Raw genomic sequence first — 17316 nt, forward strand, 5'->3', positions numbered from 1 at the left:
ACCGTTCACCCCCATGAGAGGTCCGCTCGGGCGGCTGTTGCAGGCGATCGCCCGTCCCCCGGAGAAGCCGCGCGAGCGGCACGCCGACCCGGACGCGGTGGTGGACTGCGCGGTCTACGCCGGCGGGACGCGCCGGTCCGGGCCGCGGCGGATCCCGTACGAGGAGGCCGCCCGGCTGGCCGGCCGCCGGGGCGCGTTCGTGTGGCTCGGCCTGCACGACCCGGACCGGGCCACGATGATCCGGGTGGCCGAGGTGTTCGGGCTGCACGAGCTGCACGTCGACCAGACCGTCACGGGCGGGCACCGGCCGGGCGTCGAGGTGCTCGGCGAGGTGACCCGGCTGGTGCTGCGCACCGCGCGCTACGTCGAGCACGACCGGCTCACCGCCACCTCGGAGGTGGTGGAGACGGGCGACGTCACGGTGCTGATCGGGCCGTCCTTCGCGATCACCGTGCGGCACGGGCCGGTGGGCCCGCTCTGGCAGGTGCGCCGGGAGCTGGAGACCCGGCCCGACGTGCTCCGGCAGGGACCGTGGTCGGTGGCGTACGCGGTGGGCAGCCGGATGGTCGACAGCTATCTGGACGTGGCCGGGCACGTGGAGCACGACCTGGAACGGATCGAGGAGGAGACCTTCGCGACCGTCCGCTCCTCCGAGTTCGCCCACATCTACCAGCTGAAGCGGGAGATGGTGGAGTTCAAGCGGGCGGTGCTGCCGCTGGCCGATCCGCTGACCCGGCTGCTGGACCTTCCCGGTGTGCCGGCCGGCCTGCGACCGTACTTCGTGGACGTACGCGGCCGCCTGGCCCGGGCCGCCGACCGGGTGTCCGGATTCGACGAACTGCTCAATTCGATTCTCCAGGCCCGCCTCGCGCAGGTCTCGGTCGACCAGAACCACGACATGCGCAAGATCGCTTCGTGGGCCGCCATCGCGGCGGTGCCGACCGTGATCGCCGGAATCTTCGGCATGAACTTCACCGAGATGCCGGGACTCGACTCGCCCTATGGCTTCTGGACCGCGATCATCGTGATGATCTTGATTGGTGGCGGGGTGCACCGGACTTTGAAGAAATCCGGCTGGCTTTGATCATCCTTTGATCGTCTTTTGATCAACTGAGAATCTGCTGAGAAATGGAACAACGCGCGGCCGGAAAAGATCCGGCCGCGCGCCGCTATTTCCCTTCAGCCGGGATCAGTGGCCGCCGCCACCGGTCCCGTGACCACCCTGCTGGCCACCGCCGTGACCACTCCAGCCACCGCCGGGACCGCCCTGGCCACCGCCGTGGCCGTTCTGGCCGCCGGGGCCGTTCTGGCCACCGCCGTGGCTGTGACCCGGACCGCCCTGCCCCGGAGCGCCGGGGCCATTGTGGCCGGATCCGTCCGAGTGGCCGTGCCCGGGAGCGCCCGGACCGCCGTTGCCACCCGGCACGGTGTTGCGCGTCACCACCGGAAGCGAGAGAACCGAGGTGCGCGTCTGGGTGCGGGCCTTCCAGCCACACTCGTCGTACGAGATGGTCGCCCACAGCTTGGCCACCCCGCTGCGGCGCGCGATCGGGGTGACGCGGATACGGGTGAAGTCGGTGCGCCCCGGCCGCAGCGAGTCGCCGCGGGAGAACGTGGTGAACTGCCGGCGGATGCCGGAGTAGTCGACCTTGACGTTCTCGCCCCGGACGCGCACCCGGGCGTCGCAGATCGGCCGGTCGGTCCGCCAGTTGACGGTGACCCAGCTGGTGGTGTTCGCCCGGACCGCCTGCAGCCAGTTCGAGACCGGCGCCGGACCCCGGCCGACGGCGGCGGCCGGTGCCGCCGCCGACACCGCGGCCATCCCGGCGGCAGCCGTGGCCAGCGCGATCATCGCTCCGAATCGCCGAGTCTTCTGCATGAGTTCCTCCAGTGCCAGTGATGTCCGCCGTGGGGATCCGGCGGGCGAAACGGACACTATGGGAATTACGGACAAGCCGCCGCGTTTTCAGCGGCGTTTCGGTACAGAAAACACATTCCTGTACAAAATGTTTAGGCCCTACTCAGCCGAAAAGATGATGTTGGGAAACGGACGCTGAATCGATCGATTTCCGGGTAAAGGCAGCGCATGAGTGAGAACACCGAAGATCTCGGCACACCGGTGTCCTACCTGGTCCTGAAGGAGGGCGTCCCGGTCTACGACCGCTCCGGCGACAGCGTCGGCACGGTCGAGCACGTCCTCGCCGACGAGCGGGAGGACGTCTTCCACGGCCTGCTGCTGAAGACCGCCGACGGCCACCGGTTCGCCGGCGGCGACCAGGTGGACGGCCTCTTCGAACGCGGCGTGATCGTCAGCGAGCCGGTCGGCAACCTGGCCGAGCCGAGCGCCGACGCCCCGGCCGGCCTGGCCGAGAGCCGCGTGACGGCATTGCGCAAGGCGTGGGACTGGCTGATCCAGCCCAAGTGAACGGAGAAGGCCCGCTCCCAGCGGGAACGGGCCTTCCTCCTCGAGAAGATCTACTGTGCGCGGTCGCGGTCCCGGTAGGTCCAGGCGCCGCCGCCCAGCGTCGACCGGCCGGCCTGACCCCGGCCTTGACCCTGCCCCTGGCTCTGGCCGAAGCCCGGGCCCTGAGACTGTCCGTAGTTCCGGCCCTGCGGCTGCTGGCCCCAGAGCTGACCCGGCTGCGGGCCGGAGGACGGCATCGGGCGCTGCTCGAGCCGCGCGGCCAGGTATGCCGCCGCCTCGCGGTCCTCCTCGCTCGGAGCCGCGGCCAGCGCGTAGATCATGCCGAGGATCGCGAAGACCACCGCGCCGCCGACCGGGACGAGCAGGCCGCTCGCGGTCGCGCCCTCGACCGAGCCGAACGACTCCTCGGCGAGCACCGACATGGCGGCCATGCCGGTGAAGTGCATGCCGTTGACCGCGATGCCCATCACCAGGGCCGCGCCGAAGATGACGATCGGCTTGCTGACGTTGAGGGCCAGCCAGAGCGCGACGGTCGCGGCCACCACGGCGATCGCCACCGAGAGCGCGACCTCCATACCCGCGTAGTGGATCTCGCCGCGCAGGCGCATCGCGGCCATGCCGGTGTAGTGCATCGCGGCGACGCCGAGGCCGGCGAGCACGCCGCCGATCAGGATCCGGACGTTGCGGGCCGCGTTGCCCAGCAGCGCGATGGCGAGGCCGATCCCGACCGCGGCGAACGCGATGATCGCGCTGGCGACGGTGAGCCCGATGTCGTAGCGGATGGGGGTCCCGGTGACGCTGAAGCCCATCATCGCGACGAAGTGCATGCTCCAGATCGCCGTGGCGCCGATGGCGACGGCGGCGAGGATGAGCCACCACGCCCGCTCGCCGCCGGTCTTCGCCTGGCGGAGTCGCACGGCGGCGGTCAGCCCCAGAAGTGAGCCGAGCACGGAGAGGAGATAACTCACCGCCGGAGTTACCCATCCGTGGTCGAAGTGATGGATCTCCGCCATTGCGTGTTTCCTCTCGGGTTCCGATTCCGCCGGGCTGCATCCTGCCCGCACCACCGCCATGGGCGTGACTGATTGTGACGCAGCTTTCGTTACGAGAGAACGTGCAGCGGATCTCGATTTAGATCTCGTCCGATCGGCTGATCTTCGATTTGCGCCTACTGCAACGGTTTTAGCGCATGTTGCGACGGATGTCGATCGGTAGTGACGACGTAGCCGAGAAAATAACGGTTGGCGTAAATGTAACCTTAGGTGAGTCTCTGGGCGATTCGCCGCTATCCGGCGCGGGACAGCAGGCCCAATGCGACGGGCCGCTGGGAATGCAGGATCTGGACGGTGTCCTCGGTGCAGCTGCCCGGTTTGTCGTCCATCACGCACAATGTGCCGACGACGTGCCCCTCGGCGGAATTGAGCGGCACGCTGGCGTACGACCGGATGCCGCTGATCGAGAAGAGCGGCGTGTTCGCGAACTCGTCGTCCGAGGTGGTGCTGTCGCTGATCAGGACCGGCACGTCCTCGGCCACGACGATGGTGTCCGGCGACCACTCGACCGGCACCCCGCCGGCCTCGCGGACCCACGTCGGCAGCCCGGCCGACCCGGCCACCACCACGCTGTCGTTGAGAACCAGGGAGATCGCGGCCATCGGCACGCCGGTCAGCCGGGTCAGCTCCTCGGCGAAGGCGTCGAGGGCTTCCGCGTGGGCCGGCCGGGTCAGGTAGTCGGAGACGGCGAGCAGCCGGCCGACGTCGACCAGGTGGTTCGACGCCTCGGCCGCGTGCCCGCCGGCAGCCCGGGCGGCCAGCAGCTCGTTGGCGGCCTCGAGGAGGTTCTTCGGGCGTACCGGCTTGGAGATCGTCACGTCGACCAGCCCGCGGGCGGCGGCCGGCGCCGCGGCGGACAGCATGATCACCGGCGTGGTGGCGGTCGGCTCCTCGGCGCGCAGCCGCTCGGCCACGTCGAGCCCGCTCAGCCCCGGCATGTGGTGGTCGAGAATGATCAGGTCGGGATGTGCCTCGGCGATCACCGTGAGCGCGTCCTGCCCGTTCGGCGCGGTACGCACCGAGTGCCCCGCGTTGCTCAGCACGGTGGCGAGCAGTCCGGCGATGTCGCTGTCGTCCTCGGCGACCACGATCGACGCCATGTGCTGTCCCCCTCGATCCGCCAAGCCCTCTCCTGCACGGTCGGCAGGAAAGAACCCTAACCCCGACCGGGCCGGCGATTCAGGCGTTTGCCGTGGTCGGCAGGGGCGCCGGGCTCTCGTCCCAGACGTGCTCGCCGGCCCGGATCCGCGCGGCGAGGTCGATCACCCACTCGATCTCCGCGGTGATCAGGCCGTGCCAGTACCCGGCCTCGAGGGGACCGCGCGCCGGCACCTCCGCGGCCCTTCCCAGCCGTGCGGCCCGCTCCTCCAGGATCACCGCGGCGTCGGCGGCCGGCAGCACCCCGGCGTAGCCCACGGCCAGCACGAAGTCCATCGAGGCGGCCGGCGAGTCGCGCAGGCCCTCCGCGACCTTGCGGTGGAAACCGGCCACGCCCGCCTCGGTCGTCTCGTAGACCGTGCGCGGCGGCCGGTTGCCCACCCGGCCGGGCGCCCGGGCCGTCACGAGACCGGCCCGGGCCATCGACTTCAGCAGCGTCGCGACGGTGCTCCGGGTGACCGGCAGGTGGCCGCACCGCTCCCGCAGGCGGCCGGCCAGGTCGTACGCGTGGGCCGGCCGCTCGGCCAGCAGACCCAGAATGGGCAGGACCAGGCTGTTCCTGGACGCATCGAGGGGCATCACCCCAGCGTATACATCTAATGGAAACGTAGTGAATCACCGTAGGGTGAAGCGATGGGAACCAACTGGGCCGGCAACGTCGTCTTCAGCACCGAAACGGTGCACCGACCGAAATCGATCACCGAAGTCCAGGAGACCACCGCGGCGGCCGGCAACCTGCGGGTCCTCGGCAGCGGCCACTCCTTCAACCGGCTCGCCGACACCGCCGGCGCGCAGCTCTCGTTGGCCGATCTCCCCCGCACCATCGAGATCGCGCCGGACCGGACGACGGTCCGCGTCGACGGCGGCCTCCGCTACGGCGACCTCGCCCCGGTCCTGGCCGAGGCCGGCCTGGCCGTGCACAACCTGGCGTCCCTGCCGCACATCTCGGTGGCCGGCGCGGTCGCGACCGCGACGCACGGCTCCGGGGTCCGCAACGGCAACCTGGCGACCGCCGTCTCCGGCCTCGAGATCGTCCGCGCCGACGGTGAGCTGGTCACCCTCACCCGGGCTGACTCGGATCTTGCCGGCGCCGTGGTCGGCCTCGGCGCGCTCGGTGTGGTCACCGCGCTCACCCTCGACGTCTCGCCCGCCTTCGAGCTGCGGCAGTACGTCTACGAGAACCTGCCGGCCACCGCGATCGCCGGCGCGCTCGACGAGATTCTGGCCGACGGCTACAGCGTCAGCCTCTTCACGAGATGGACCGGCCCGGGCGTCGACCAGGTCTGGATCAAGCGGCACGACCCGATGCCGGCCGGCGACTTCCACGGCGCCACGCCCGCCGCCGGCCCGCGCCACCCGGTCCCCGGCATGCCCGCCGAGAACTGCACCGAGCAGGGCGGCGTCCCCGGCCCGTGGCATGCCCGGCTCCCGCACTTCCGGATGGAGTTCACCCCCAGCAGCGGCGAGGAGCTGCAATCCGAGTGGCACGTGCCGCTCACGTCCGCCCGCGACGCGATCGCCGCGGTGGGCGAGCTGCGCGAGCGCGTCGCGGCCGTCCTCCAGGTCTGCGAGATCCGTACGATCGCCGCCGACGATCTGTGGCTGAGCCCCAACCACGGGCGCGACAGCCTGGCCCTGCACTTCACCTGGATCGCCGACACCGAGGCGGTGCTCCCGGTCGTGGCGGACCTGGAGAGGGCGCTCGCCCCGTTCGAGGCCCGCCCGCACTGGGGCAAGATCTTCACGGCGAACCCGGCCGATCTGCACGCCGCCTACCCCCGGTTCGCCGACTTCGCCGCCCTGGCCGCCCGCTTCGACCCGGCCGGCAAGTTCCGCAACGAATACCTGAACGCCCTCCTCGGCAAGGCCTGACCCCCACCCCAGGCTGTACCACAGGGCGACAATTCGGGCGTCAACCCAGCCCTGCCGTACAGCCAGGCAGCCAGGCCCGACCGGCTGCACCACAGGGCGACAAACCGGGCGCCAACCCAGCCCTGCCGTACAGCCAGGCCCGACCGGCTGCACCACAGGGCGACAAACCGGGCGCCAACCCAGCCCTGGCGTACAGCCGGGGCCGCGGGAAACGGTCAGCAGCCGCAGGTGGCGCCCGCCGCCACGGGGGCGGTCAGGTCGTCGACGGGTCGGGCGGCGACACCGTGCTCGTCGCGTACCGGGAAGCCCTCCCGCACCCAGTACTCGAACCCGCCGAGCATCTCCTTGACCGGGTAGCCGAGCTTCGCGAACTCCAGCGCCGCCCTGGTGGCGCCGTTGCAGCCCGGCCCCCAGCAGTAGGTCACCACCCGGCTGCCGTCCGGGATCACCTCGGCGGCCCGGGTGGCGATCTGCGCGGTGGGCAGGTGGACGGCGTGCGGGATCCGGCCCTGCCGCCAGGACGCGTCGTTGCGGGTGTCGATCACGACGACTCCGGGGGTGCCGGCCTCGATGTCGGCGTGCACGTCGCTCACGTCGGTCTCGAAGCGGAGGCGGGCGGCGAAGTGGGCGACGGCCTCGGTGTTCTCGGTAGTCATGCCGATGATCGTGCCGCTCCGAGGGACGCCGGCCCAGTGGCGGGAACGACGCCGGCCGCTAAGATTCCGCCATGTCGCACGCTCTCACCCTCGGACGCCGCGGGTCGACCGTCGCGGTGCTCGCCTTCGACGGCATGTCGGTCTTCGAGATCGGCATCGTCAGCGAAGTCTTCGGGCTGCCCCGTCCCGAGTTCGACTTCCCCTGGTACGACCTGACCATCTGCGCCGAGACGCCGGGCCCGGTCCGCGTCGTGGGCGGCGCGACCCTCCGTACCGATCACGGACTGGACCGGTTCGCCGCGGCCGACACGGTGATCGTCCCCGGCGTGCCGGACGTGCGCGCCGCGCCGTCGCCGGCCCTGGTCGCGGCGCTGCGTGCGGCCCACGACCGCGGCGCTCGCATCATGTCGATCTGCTCGGGCGCGTTCGCGCTGGCCGGTGCGGGCCTGCTGGACGGCCGGCGGGCCACCACGCACTGGCGGTACGCCGAGGAGCTGCGCGCCCGCTACCCGTCGGTCGAGGTGGACGCCGACGTCCTCTACCTCGACGACGGCCGGGTCCTGACCAGCGCCGGCAGCGCCGCGGGGCTCGACCTGTGCCTGCACGTGATCCGCCTCGACCACGGCCCGACGGTCGCCAACGCGGTGGCCCGCCGGCTCGTGGTGCAGCCGCACCGGGACGGCGGCCAGGCCCAGTTCGTCGAGGCGCCGGTGGCCGCCGACCCGTCGGACGACCGGCTGGCCCGGAGCATGGAGTGGGCCGTCGCCAACCTGACCGAGAACATCACCGTCGACGTGCTGGCCCGCCGCGCCCACATGTCCCCGCGCACCTACCTGCGGCACTTCACCCGGGCCACCGGCACCTCCCCGATCCGCTGGCTGATCACCCAGCGGGTGCACGCCAGCCTGCCGCTGCTGGAGTCCGGGACGACCCCGATCGAGGAGGTGGCGACGGCGGTCGGATTCGAGACGGCGGTGACGTTCCGGCACCACTTCGGCCAGACGATGCGGACGTCGCCGTCGTCCTACCGGCGGGCCTTCCACCCCTGACAGTCGAGGATCGCCACGCCACCCGCCGCCACGCCGACCGCCGCACCCGCGGCGACTGACGAGCCGGTCAGCACGTCCACCGCCGGCTCGGGCAGCGGCACCGTCACCGCCGACGGGTTGTGGTTGAGCAGGAACAGCAGCGGGCCGCGGCGGACCGCCTCGACGCCGGGCGGCACGCCCTCCAGGACCGCGGAGATGCCCGCCTCGGCCGCCACCGCCCGGAGCAGCCGCTCCCAGCCGTCGTCGTCGAGGCCGGCCGAGACGTACCAGCACGTGCCGTCCCCGAAGTCGTGCCGGGTGATCGCCGGCTCGCCCGCCAGCACCCCGCCGGCGTAGCGCGCCCGGGCCGTCGCCCCGGTGAGCTCGACCCGCTCGGACCAGCCCCGTGCCGTGCCACCGTCGTCGAGGGTGACCGGGGAAGCCGGGTCGAGGGGGTGCCATTCGGTCACCCGTACCCCCGAGATCTCGCGGAAAGCCGCCGGATAACCACCCGGAAGGACCCGCGCGGAAGGTTCGGCGATCCCGCTCAGCGGACCCAGCACGAGCGTGCCGCCGGACGCGACGAAGTCGCGGAACGCGGCCGCCGCCTCGGCCGAGACGAGGTAGAGGTGCGGCACCACGACCATCCGGTGACGGGCCAGGTCGAGCGGGAGGCCGGGGAAGACGAAATCGGTCGCGACGCCGGCGCGGTACAGCGCGCGGTGCGCCTGGCGGACGGCCGCGAGGTAGTCGATGCCGGCCGACGGGAGCCCGGCGCCCTGGAGGGCCCACCACGACGGCGCGTCCCAGGTCACCGCCACCTCGGCGGCGGGTGATCCGGCGTCGAGGCCGGGCAGCGCCGCCAGGATCCGGCCGAGCGACGTGGCCTCGCGGAACACCGGGCTGTCCGGGCCCGCGTGCGGCACCATCGCCGAGTGGAACAGCTCCGCTCCGCCGAGCGGCTGGCGCCACTGGAAGTACATCGCCCCGGCCGAGCCCCGCGCCACGTACCCGAGGCTGTGCCGGGTCATCCGGCCGGGCTCCTTGGCGTGCATCCGGCCGCGCGTGTAGATCAGGTTCGGCGCGGTCTCCATGAGCAGCCAGCGCCCGCCGCCCCAGCTCCGGGCGAGGTCGCCGGCGAAGGCGGTCTCCTCCTCGGCGGCGATGTCCGCGGAATCCGGGTAGTGGTCCACCGCCACGATGTCGACCTCGGCCGCCCACCTCGCGTGGTCCACGCTCACCCAGCCGCCCTGGACGAAGTTCGTCGTGATCGGGATCGACGGGTTGACGGAGCGCAGCAGGTCCCGCTGCTCGACGAAGGCGCCGAGCATCTCGTCGGAGAGGAACCGCCGGAAGTCGAGCACCTGCGCGGGGTTCGGCAGGTACTGGGTGGCCCGCGGCGGCATGATCTGCGCCCAGTCCGAGTACCGCTGGCTCCAGAACGCCGTGGTCCACGCCTCGTTCAGCGCCTCGAGGCTGCCGTGCCGCTTCGCGAGCCACGACCGGAACGCCTCGGCGGTCAGGTCGCAGCGGCAGTCGGTGCCGTACTCGTTGTGCACGTGCCACATCGCGACGGCCGGGTGGTGCGCGTACCGTCTCCCCAGCTCACCGGCGATGCGCCGGGCCGCCGCCCGGTATGGGCGGGACGACACGCAGTAGGTGTCCCGGCTGCCGTGGGTGAGCCGCACCCCGTCGGCGTTGACCGGGAGCCCGGCCGGGTGGGCCAGCGTGAACCAGGGTGGCGGCGAGGCGGTCGGGGTGGCCAGGACGACGCCGATGCCGCCCGCGTGCAGCCGGTCGAGCACGCGGTCGAGCCAGCCGAAGTCGTAGACCCCCTCCTCCGGTTCGAGGTGGGACCAGGCGAAGACGCCGACGGTCACCGCCGTGACGCCGGCCTCGCGCATCAGCTCGACGTCGTCGTCCCACACCTCCTCGGGCCACTGCTCGGGGTTGTAGTCGCCGCCGTAGAACATCCCGCCGCCTTGACTTTAGTTTTAGGTCCCAACAAAGTATTTCCTTGTGAAGATCGATGTCAATCCGTCATTCGTCATCGAGGGCGGGACGCAGGACTGGGAGCACGCGCTGATCACCGGCAACGGCCGGCAGGGCGCTCTCTGCTACGGCACGCCGGACGCGCTGCACTTCACGCTCGCCCACGAGGATCTCTTCCAGCCGGTCACCGAGCCGCTTCCGGCGCCGCCGACCGCTGCGGCCCTGCCGCGATTGCGCGAGCTGATCGCCGCCTCGCGCTTCGCCGAGGCGGCGCAGGCCGTCTGCGACCTCGCCGTTCACGACCATCCCGGGTACGAGGAGACGCGCTGGATCGATCCACTCATTCCGGCCGGGACCGTGACGTTCACGCCCACGAACCCGGGGACCGGCCACCGGCGCGGCACCGACTTCCGCACCGGGGTCGTCCGGCAGTGGTGGGACGGCGTGGTCTGCGACGCGTTCGTGTCGCGGGCCGACGACGTGCTGGTGATCCGGGTGACCGGGAGCGACGGGACGGTCCGGGTCGGGCTCACCGCCGGGGAACCGGAACGGCCCATCGCGTCGTCGGTCGTGTCCACCGCCGACGGCATGGTGCTGACCGGCCGGTTTCCGGGCGTGGAGTGGTCCGCGCTCCAGGGTTGGACGCTGGCCGTGCGGGTCACCCGTACCCATGAAGGGGTTTTGATCGTGGCCCGGGTCTCCCCCTCCCCAGACGCGCCCGCGGAACTGCCCTCCGGCGGCTTCGACGAACTGCTGGCGGCACACGTCGCGGTGCACGGCGACCTCTTCGGACGGTGCGCGCTCGACCTCGGCGGTGATCCGGTGGAACGGCTCTTCGACGCCGGGCGCTATGCGATCATCAGCAGCTCCGGGCGGCGGCCGCCGACGCTGCAGGGGGTGTGGAGCGGGAGCTACTCGCCGCCGTGGCGCAGCGGGTGGACCATCGACGGGAATCTGCAGGCGGCGGTGCTGGCGGTGCACTCGACGTCGACGCCGTCGCTGATGATCCCGGTGTTCGATCTGGTGTCGGACCTGCTGCCGGACTTCCGGGCGAACGCGCGCGCCCTGTACGACATGCCCGGATTCTTCATCCCGGCTCACCTCGGGAGTCATGGGCGGCAGAACCACTTCGGGCCGATCTGGTGCCTGACGTTCTGGACGGCCGGGGCGGCCTGGATCGGGCGGCTCCATCTGGAGCACTGGCAGCACACCGGCGACACGGAGTTCCTGGCGTCGCGGGCGTTGCCGTACCTGCGCGAGGCTGCCCGCTTCTACCTGGATTTCGTGGTGATCAGCGACGGGAAGGCGTCCTTCAACCCGTCGTACTCGCCGGAGAACCACCCGGCCGGCACCGGCGCCCAGGCCTGCCTCGACGCCACGATGGACCGCCAGGTGGTCGCCGACCTGCTCCGATCCCTGCTGGCCCTGGACCCCGGCCACCCCGACGCCCAGCGCTGGCGTGCCCTGCTCGACGCGCTGCCGCCCTATCGCGTCAACGCCGACGGCGAACTGGCCGAATGGCTCGATCCGTCCCTGACCGACCGTCACGAGCATCGTCACTGCAGCCATTTCTACCCGTTCTGGTACGCGGGCGACGCCGTCCTCCGCGACGATCCGGAGCTGCGCGCGGCCGCCGTGAAGGCGGTCCGCTCCCGGCTGCGCTGGTGGCTGGGCGAGGCCTCGGACGAGATGGGTTACGGCCTCGCCCTGGTCGGCGTGGCCGCGGCCCACCTCGGCCTGGCCTCCGAGGCGCAGCAGGCCCTGACCAGGATCGCCGAGGCCTACTGGCGCCCGACCCTGGTGCCGACCCACAACCGCGACCACATGTTCAACGTGGACCTGGCCGGCGGACTGCCCGCCCTCGTCGTGGCGATGCTGTTGCAGAGCGAGGACGTGGGCCCCGACGGGGTCGCGAGGATTTGCGTACTGCCGGCGTTGCCCTCGGCCTGGCCGTCGGGGGCGATCACCGGTCTGACGGCCCGCGGGGCGATAAGTCTGGATATCTCGTGGTCGTCCGCCGGGGTGACGGTGACCATGACATCCCCGGTGGACCGGCGGGTGGAACTGGCCTTCCCCGGCGGGCGGCGGGCCCTGACCCTGCGGGCCCGCACGCCGATGAACCTCAGCCTTTGACCGCGCCTATGATCACGCCCTTCGTGAAGTGGCGCTGGATGAAGGGATAGACGATCAGCGCCGGGACGATCGTCACCACCACGACGGCCATCTTGATCGCCAGGGTGGGCGGGATGGAGGAGCCCAGGCCGGGTACGACGACGGCGGTACCCGACGATGTCGGCGACTGGCCGGCCAGGATGAACTGCTGCAGGACCCGCTGCACCGGCTGCAGGTCGTTGCGGTCGATGTAGAGCACCGCGTTGAAGAAGGCGTTCCAGTAGCCGACCGCGTAGAACAGGCCCACGACCGCGGTGACCGCGTTCGACAGCGGGAGCACGATCCTCCACAGGATGCGGAACTCGCCGGCGCCGTCGATACGGGCGCTGTCCAGCAGCTCACCGGGGATGTTCATGAAGAAGGCGCGGAGGACGACCAGGTTGAAGGCGCTGATCGCGGTCGGCAGGATCAGCGCCAGGAGGTTGTCCTTGAGGCCGAGGCCGGTGACGACGAGGTAGGCCGGGATCATGCCCGGATAGATCAGGAATGTCAGCAGAAAGTAGAACAGGATCGGCCGGTGCCCCAGCGAACCCGGGCGGGACAGGCCGTAGGCGGCCAGCACCGTGACGACCAGGCTGATCAGCGTGCCGACCACGGCCACGAACGTGCTCACCAGGATGGCGTCGCTGATCTGCCCACCCGAGAAGATCACGATGTAGGCGGATGGATCGAACTCCCGGGGCAGGAACACATAGCCACCGGCGTCGTTGATCGTCGCCTCGGACGACAGGCTCGTGACGACCACGACCCAGAGCGGGACCAGCACGGCGAGCACGACCAGCGTGAGGATCGTGCCCTTGCCGAACTGACCGAGGAGTGACGGTCGCTCTTCCCAGACTGGACGCGTCATGACTTCGAGTAGATCCCTTGCTCGCCGAACCTATGGGCCACCTTGTTGGCGCCCACGATGAGCAGCAGCCCGACCACGGCCTTGAACAGGCCGGCAGCCGCGCCGACGCCCCACTGCTGGACCGCGATGCCCTGGTAGTAGACGTACGTGTCGAGCACCTCGGCGGCGTCCCGGCCGACCGCCTCGCGTTGCAGCACGAACTGCTCGAACCCGACGTTCAGCGCGTCGCCGAGCCGGAGGATCAGCAACAGGATGATCACCGGACGCAGGCCGGGGAGGGTGATGTGCCAGAGCCGGCGCCAGCGGTTCGCGCCGTCGGCCGCGGCCGCCTCGTAGAGGTTCGTGTCGATCGCCGCGAGCGCCGCCAGGAAGACGATCATGCCCCAGCCGGCGTCCTTCCAGAGCGCCTGACTGGTGATCAGGAAGATGAAGGTGTCCGGGTTCGTCATGATGTCCGGCGCCGTGAAGCCGGCCTGCGACGCCGTCTGCACGATCAGGCCGGCGCCGCCGAGCATCATCTGGAAGAGCGAGACCACCAGCACCCAGCTGAAGAAGTGCGGCAGGTAGACGACGCTCTGCACCAGCGACCGGATCCGCGGCGACAGGATGCTGTTCAGCAGGATCGCCAGCAGGATCGGGATCGGGAAGTAGAAGACCAGCTGGAACGCCGTGATCGAGAGCGTGTTGACCACGGAGTCCCAGAACGCCGGGCTTTTGAACAGGTACTCGAAGTTCCCGAACCCGATCCACTCGCTGTAGAGGAACGCCTCCAGCGGGTTGTCCCCGACGTACGGGTTGTAGTCCTGGAAGGCGATGACGTTGCCGAGGGCCGGGACGTAGTGGAAGACCAGCAGCAACGCCATCGCGGGGAGGCACATGAGCAGGAGGGGCCAGTCCTTCAGCAGCCTCTTCCGGAGAGTCAGCTGCTGCCGGACCGGCTCCACCCGCACGGCCTTGCGGAAGACCGAGGGAAGCGCGCTCATCGTCCGTTGTCTGCCAGAACCTTGGCGTAGAAGTCCCGCGCCTTGTCACCGCCGCCGTTGCGCCACTCGGTGACCACCTTGTCGAAGTCGGAGAGCGGGCGCCGGCCGCGCATGATGTCGGTGACCTTGTCGGCGGTGGGCTGCTCGATGGCGGCCTGCTCGGTGGGCACCTCGACCTTGATCCCCTCCCACGGGTTCTTCTCGAGGTACTTCGTGGCGTCGTTGCCCCAGTTCACGAACGCCTCGGCGTAGGTCGGGATGTCCGGGCCGCCGACGATCACCGGCGGGCGTCCGCCGAGGAAGATGAACTGGTTCGCGAACTCCTTGACGTACAGGTCGTTGGTGACCGGTGTCCCGGCGCCGTCCCGCTTGAAGTGGGTGCCCTCGACCCCGTAGTTCTGGAGCTCCCACTCCTTGGTGCCGAACGGCGCGGCCACGTAGTTGAGCACCCGCAGCAGCTCCTGGGTGCGCTCCTGGCCGAGGCCCTTCTTCACGAAGGTCCACATGATCGACGGGGTGCCGCCCCAGCGGACCGGCGGCGTGCTCGCGTCGGCGCCGAACACCTTGATCGCCTGCATGTCGAACTTCGGATTCGCCTGGATGGCCGGCCGCCACACTTCCTTCCAGGCGCCGCCGCCGTCCCAGAACATGAAGATCTTCCCGCCCTTGAAGAGCGTCTTCACGTCGCCGCCCTTGCTGCTGGCGATGTCCGGGTGGATCAGCTTCTCGGCGTAGAGGCGGGCCATGAACTCGACGGCCCGCTTGTAGTTCTCGGTCTCGTACCGGTGGTAGACCTTGCCGTCGGCGCCCTTGGCCCAGCCGTTCTGCGAGCCGGTGTTGCCGCAGATCTGCAGCACCTCCTGGAAGAGGTCGCCGAAGGCCCACTCTCCCTTGTCCGGGTCGGTCATCTTCTTACCGAAGTCGTACAGCTCGTCGAGCGACGTCGGCGCCGCGACGCCGCGCTGGTCGGCGACGTCCTTGCGATAGAAGAGCAGGCTCGGGAACGGGTTGTCGGACGGGAACGGGACGCCCATGAGCTTGCCGCCCCACACCGAGTCCGACCACGCCTTGGTGTCCAGGCCGGCGAGCAGCGGGTACGCGTTGACCTTGTCACCGGCCAGGTACGGCGTCAGGTCCTCGAAGAGCACGTGCACCGCGTCGTTGAACCGGGCCAGCTTGTTGATCTCCCAGCCCGGGATGCAGGTCAGATCCGGGACGTCCCGCGCGCCGAGCATCGTGTTGAGCTTGTCGCCGTAGGTGACGCCGTCCTGGATGCTGAAGTTGATCGTGCCGCCCAGGTCGGCGTTGACCGCCGCGACGAGCTTGTTGTCGGTCGGCGGCGCCGGGCCCCACCAGGGCGTGGTCGCCGAGATCGGCTGACCGCTGGTGATCGCCTTCTCGCTGACCGCGTCGGCGAGCGAGGTGGGGTACTTGATGTAGCCGTCGGCCACCGGGCGTACACCCTTGATGTCCGGCGGGATCAGGGTCGAGTCCTTGAAGGTGGGTACCACGCCGGCCGCCTGCTCGGCGGTGGTCGCCGACCCGGTGCTGCCCGGCTCCTTGCTGCATCCGGTGAGCAGCCCGCCACCGGCCACGGAGGCCGCGCCGAGGCCGATCAGCCCTAGGAAATTCCGCCTGTTCGTCGACGCGCCCACGGCGCACCTGCCTTCCGAAATGGCTTAAGTTTGGCTAGCGTCTAAACTAAGTACATCGAAGACAAGCTAACTGACGTGTGGCGAGAGCGACAAGAACGAAATGGGAGCGCACCCACGTGGTGATGGCAAGATGACGGATGTGAGGACCATGGGCTTCACCGACGTGCGCACCACGAACCTCGCCGTGGTGCTGAGCCATCTGCGGACGAGCGGCCCGAGCTCCCGGGCCGCGATCGCCGCGTCCACCGGACTCAACAAGGCGACCGTCTCCAGCCTGACCGGCGATCTGATCGACCAGCGGCTGCTGCGCGAGACCGGGACGAGCGGCAACCGGATCGGGCGGCCCGGCACCTCGCTGGCGCTCGACGGTTCGGCGTACGCGGCGATCGGCGTCCAGGTCTCGGCCGACTCGCTGACCGCGCTCGCGATCGACTTCGCCGGAGATCAGATCCTGCGCTGGCATCGGGCGCTGGGCGCCCACCGGACCGCCGAGATCGTCGCGCTGACGCAGCGGGCCGCGACCCGGGTACGGCAACAGGGCCGCTCCGTCCTCGGCCTGACCGTCGCCGTTCCCGGCCTCGTCGACGAGGCCGGCGTGGTCCGGGTCTCCCCCGCGCTCGGCTGGTCCGATCTGGACCTGCGGACGCTGGTGGCCGGCTCGCTCCGGCAGCCGGGCCTGGTCGTCACCGTGGCGAACCAGGCGAGCACGGCGGCCCTCACCAACAAGGACCCCGACTCGATCTTCGTGACCGGGTTGGCCGGCATCGAGGCCGGGGTGATCGCCGGCGGCCGCCCTCTGCACGGGTCGCGCGGCTTCACCGGGCAGATCGGCCGGTTCACGCTCGGCCCGGCCGGCGCGCCGACGCTGCACGACCTGGCCGGCATCGAGCCACTCGTCCGCCGCATCCTGACCGATTCCGACCCGGAGTCCCTCGCCGACCTCCATCCCGCCGTCGAACAGGTCGCGCTGCTGGCCCGCTCCGGCGACACCGCGGCCCTCACGGCGCTCCACGACACCGGACGCCATCTGGGCCAGGGCCTCGCACTGCTGGCGAACCTCACCGACCCGTCGGCGATCGTCCTGGGCGACCACTACGCCACCCTCGCCGAATGGCTGATCCCGGCCGCCGAGGCTGCCCTGGCCGGCCAGGTGCTGGCGCCCGGCGGCGTCCGCCTGATCGCTTCCGAGCTGGGGTCGCACGCCGCAGCGCTCGGAGGCGCGCTCTCCCACCTGGCCCGCGTCGACAGCGGAGCCCTGCCCAAAGCAGTCTGACCCGAGCGGCACTGCGCCCGACCTGGGCATTCACGCCGAGCGATGCCGAGCGCGACGGCCGCATCCACCCCCGGCAATGCCATCCGCGACGTGGGAGCCCTCCCAAATCGGGTTGACATCGATGGCCGCTACTCCTTGACCCCGGACGCGGCGGAGTGCGAACCTCGGTGGACCCCGTCCGAAACATCCGCGAAACCCAC

Annotated in this window: 15 protein-coding genes; 6 read left to right on the top strand and 9 right to left on the bottom strand. The window is 70.7% G+C overall.

Features of this window, described 5'->3' with window-relative positions; genetic code table 11:
* The first annotated feature begins 13 nt into the window (after nucleotides 1-13).
* Nucleotides 14-1084, top strand: a complete 1071-nt coding sequence (locus AB0G10_RS35790; RefSeq protein ID WP_360932238.1) for a magnesium and cobalt transport protein CorA — start codon at nucleotides 14-16, stop codon at nucleotides 1082-1084.
* Nucleotides 1085-1189: 105 nt separating this feature from the next.
* Here AB0G10_RS35790 and AB0G10_RS35795 read toward each other — a convergent pair whose 3' ends face one another.
* On the bottom strand, nucleotides 1190-1879 hold the full coding sequence (locus tag AB0G10_RS35795) for a hypothetical protein (protein WP_360932241.1): 690 nt from the start codon (nucleotides 1877-1879) through the stop codon (nucleotides 1190-1192).
* Between the two features lie 207 nt (nucleotides 1880-2086).
* On the opposite strand from AB0G10_RS35795, the gene AB0G10_RS35800 reads away from it, so the two are divergent.
* On the top strand, nucleotides 2087-2425 hold the full coding sequence (locus AB0G10_RS35800; protein WP_360932244.1) for a PRC-barrel domain-containing protein: 339 nt from the start codon (nucleotides 2087-2089) through the stop codon (nucleotides 2423-2425).
* A 50-nt stretch (nucleotides 2426-2475) separates the two neighbouring features.
* Here the strand turns inward: AB0G10_RS35800 and AB0G10_RS35805 are convergent, their stop codons facing one another.
* The 3 genes from AB0G10_RS35805 to AB0G10_RS35815 all read right to left on the bottom strand — a co-directional run bounded on the left by AB0G10_RS35805 (nucleotide 2476) and on the right by AB0G10_RS35815 (nucleotide 5214).
* Nucleotides 2476-3393, bottom strand: a complete 918-nt coding sequence (locus AB0G10_RS35805; RefSeq protein ID WP_360932247.1) for an MHYT domain-containing protein — start codon at nucleotides 3391-3393, stop codon at nucleotides 2476-2478.
* A gap of 317 nt (nucleotides 3394-3710) precedes the next feature.
* A complete protein-coding gene (locus AB0G10_RS35810) occupies nucleotides 3711-4577 on the bottom strand; it encodes a response regulator (RefSeq protein ID WP_360932250.1) in 867 nt (288 codons plus the stop codon).
* Nucleotides 4578-4656: 79 nt separating this feature from the next.
* On the bottom strand, nucleotides 4657-5214 hold the full coding sequence (locus AB0G10_RS35815) for a PadR family transcriptional regulator (protein WP_360932253.1): 558 nt from the start codon (nucleotides 5212-5214) through the stop codon (nucleotides 4657-4659).
* Between the two features lie 54 nt (nucleotides 5215-5268).
* Here AB0G10_RS35815 and AB0G10_RS35820 point away from each other — a divergent pair, with 54 nt between their 5' ends.
* Nucleotides 5269-6507 carry a D-arabinono-1,4-lactone oxidase gene (locus tag AB0G10_RS35820; RefSeq protein ID WP_360932256.1) on the top strand — a complete coding sequence of 413 codons (1239 nt, stop codon included), beginning with the start codon at nucleotides 5269-5271 and terminating at the stop codon, nucleotides 6505-6507.
* A gap of 215 nt (nucleotides 6508-6722) precedes the next feature.
* Here AB0G10_RS35820 and AB0G10_RS35825 read toward each other — a convergent pair whose 3' ends face one another.
* Nucleotides 6723-7163, bottom strand: a complete 441-nt coding sequence (locus AB0G10_RS35825; protein WP_360932259.1) for a rhodanese-like domain-containing protein — start codon at nucleotides 7161-7163, stop codon at nucleotides 6723-6725.
* Between the two features lie 71 nt (nucleotides 7164-7234).
* Here AB0G10_RS35825 and ftrA point away from each other — a divergent pair, with 71 nt between their 5' ends.
* Complete coding sequence (gene ftrA / locus AB0G10_RS35830) at nucleotides 7235-8212, top strand: transcriptional regulator FtrA (protein WP_360932262.1); 978 nt, start codon at nucleotides 7235-7237, stop codon at nucleotides 8210-8212.
* Here ftrA and AB0G10_RS35835 read toward each other — a convergent pair.
* A complete protein-coding gene (locus AB0G10_RS35835; protein WP_360932265.1) occupies nucleotides 8188-10164 on the bottom strand; it encodes a beta-galactosidase in 1977 nt (658 codons plus the stop codon). The two genes, ftrA and AB0G10_RS35835, sit on opposite strands and share 25 nt — an antisense overlap.
* Nucleotides 10165-10210: 46 nt before the next feature.
* Between AB0G10_RS35835 and AB0G10_RS35840 the strand changes: the two genes are divergently transcribed.
* On the top strand, nucleotides 10211-12316 hold the full coding sequence (locus tag AB0G10_RS35840; RefSeq protein ID WP_360932268.1) for a glycoside hydrolase N-terminal domain-containing protein: 2106 nt from the start codon (nucleotides 10211-10213) through the stop codon (nucleotides 12314-12316).
* Here the strand turns inward: AB0G10_RS35840 and AB0G10_RS35845 are convergent.
* Genes AB0G10_RS35845 through AB0G10_RS35855 form a run of 3 tightly spaced genes read right to left on the bottom strand, consistent with a single transcriptional unit; the run spans nucleotide 12306 to nucleotide 15843 of the window.
* The gene (locus AB0G10_RS35845; protein WP_360932271.1) at nucleotides 12306-13205 is read right to left on the bottom strand and encodes a carbohydrate ABC transporter permease; all 900 of its coding nucleotides are present in this window, start codon (nucleotides 13203-13205) and stop codon (nucleotides 12306-12308) included. The two genes, AB0G10_RS35840 and AB0G10_RS35845, sit on opposite strands and share 11 nt — an antisense overlap.
* The gene (locus tag AB0G10_RS35850; protein WP_360932274.1) at nucleotides 13202-14188 is read right to left on the bottom strand and encodes an ABC transporter permease subunit; all 987 of its coding nucleotides are present in this window, start codon (nucleotides 14186-14188) and stop codon (nucleotides 13202-13204) included. The genes AB0G10_RS35845 and AB0G10_RS35850 overlap by 4 nt, the downstream gene beginning before the upstream one ends.
* Nucleotides 14185-15843 carry an extracellular solute-binding protein gene (locus tag AB0G10_RS35855; protein WP_360932277.1) on the bottom strand — a complete coding sequence of 553 codons (1659 nt, stop codon included), beginning with the start codon at nucleotides 15841-15843 and terminating at the stop codon, nucleotides 14185-14187. Before AB0G10_RS35855 ends, AB0G10_RS35850 begins: the two co-directional genes overlap by 4 nt.
* A 130-nt stretch (nucleotides 15844-15973) precedes the next feature.
* On the opposite strand from AB0G10_RS35855, the gene AB0G10_RS35860 reads away from it, so the two are divergent.
* Complete coding sequence (locus tag AB0G10_RS35860; protein WP_360932280.1) at nucleotides 15974-17116, top strand: ROK family protein; 1143 nt, start codon at nucleotides 15974-15976, stop codon at nucleotides 17114-17116.
* The last annotated feature ends 200 nt before the right edge of the window (nucleotides 17117-17316 follow it).

This window comes from Actinoplanes sp. NPDC023714, from assembly GCF_040639855.1.
Classification (GTDB): Bacteria; Actinomycetota; Actinomycetes; order Mycobacteriales; family Micromonosporaceae; genus Actinoplanes.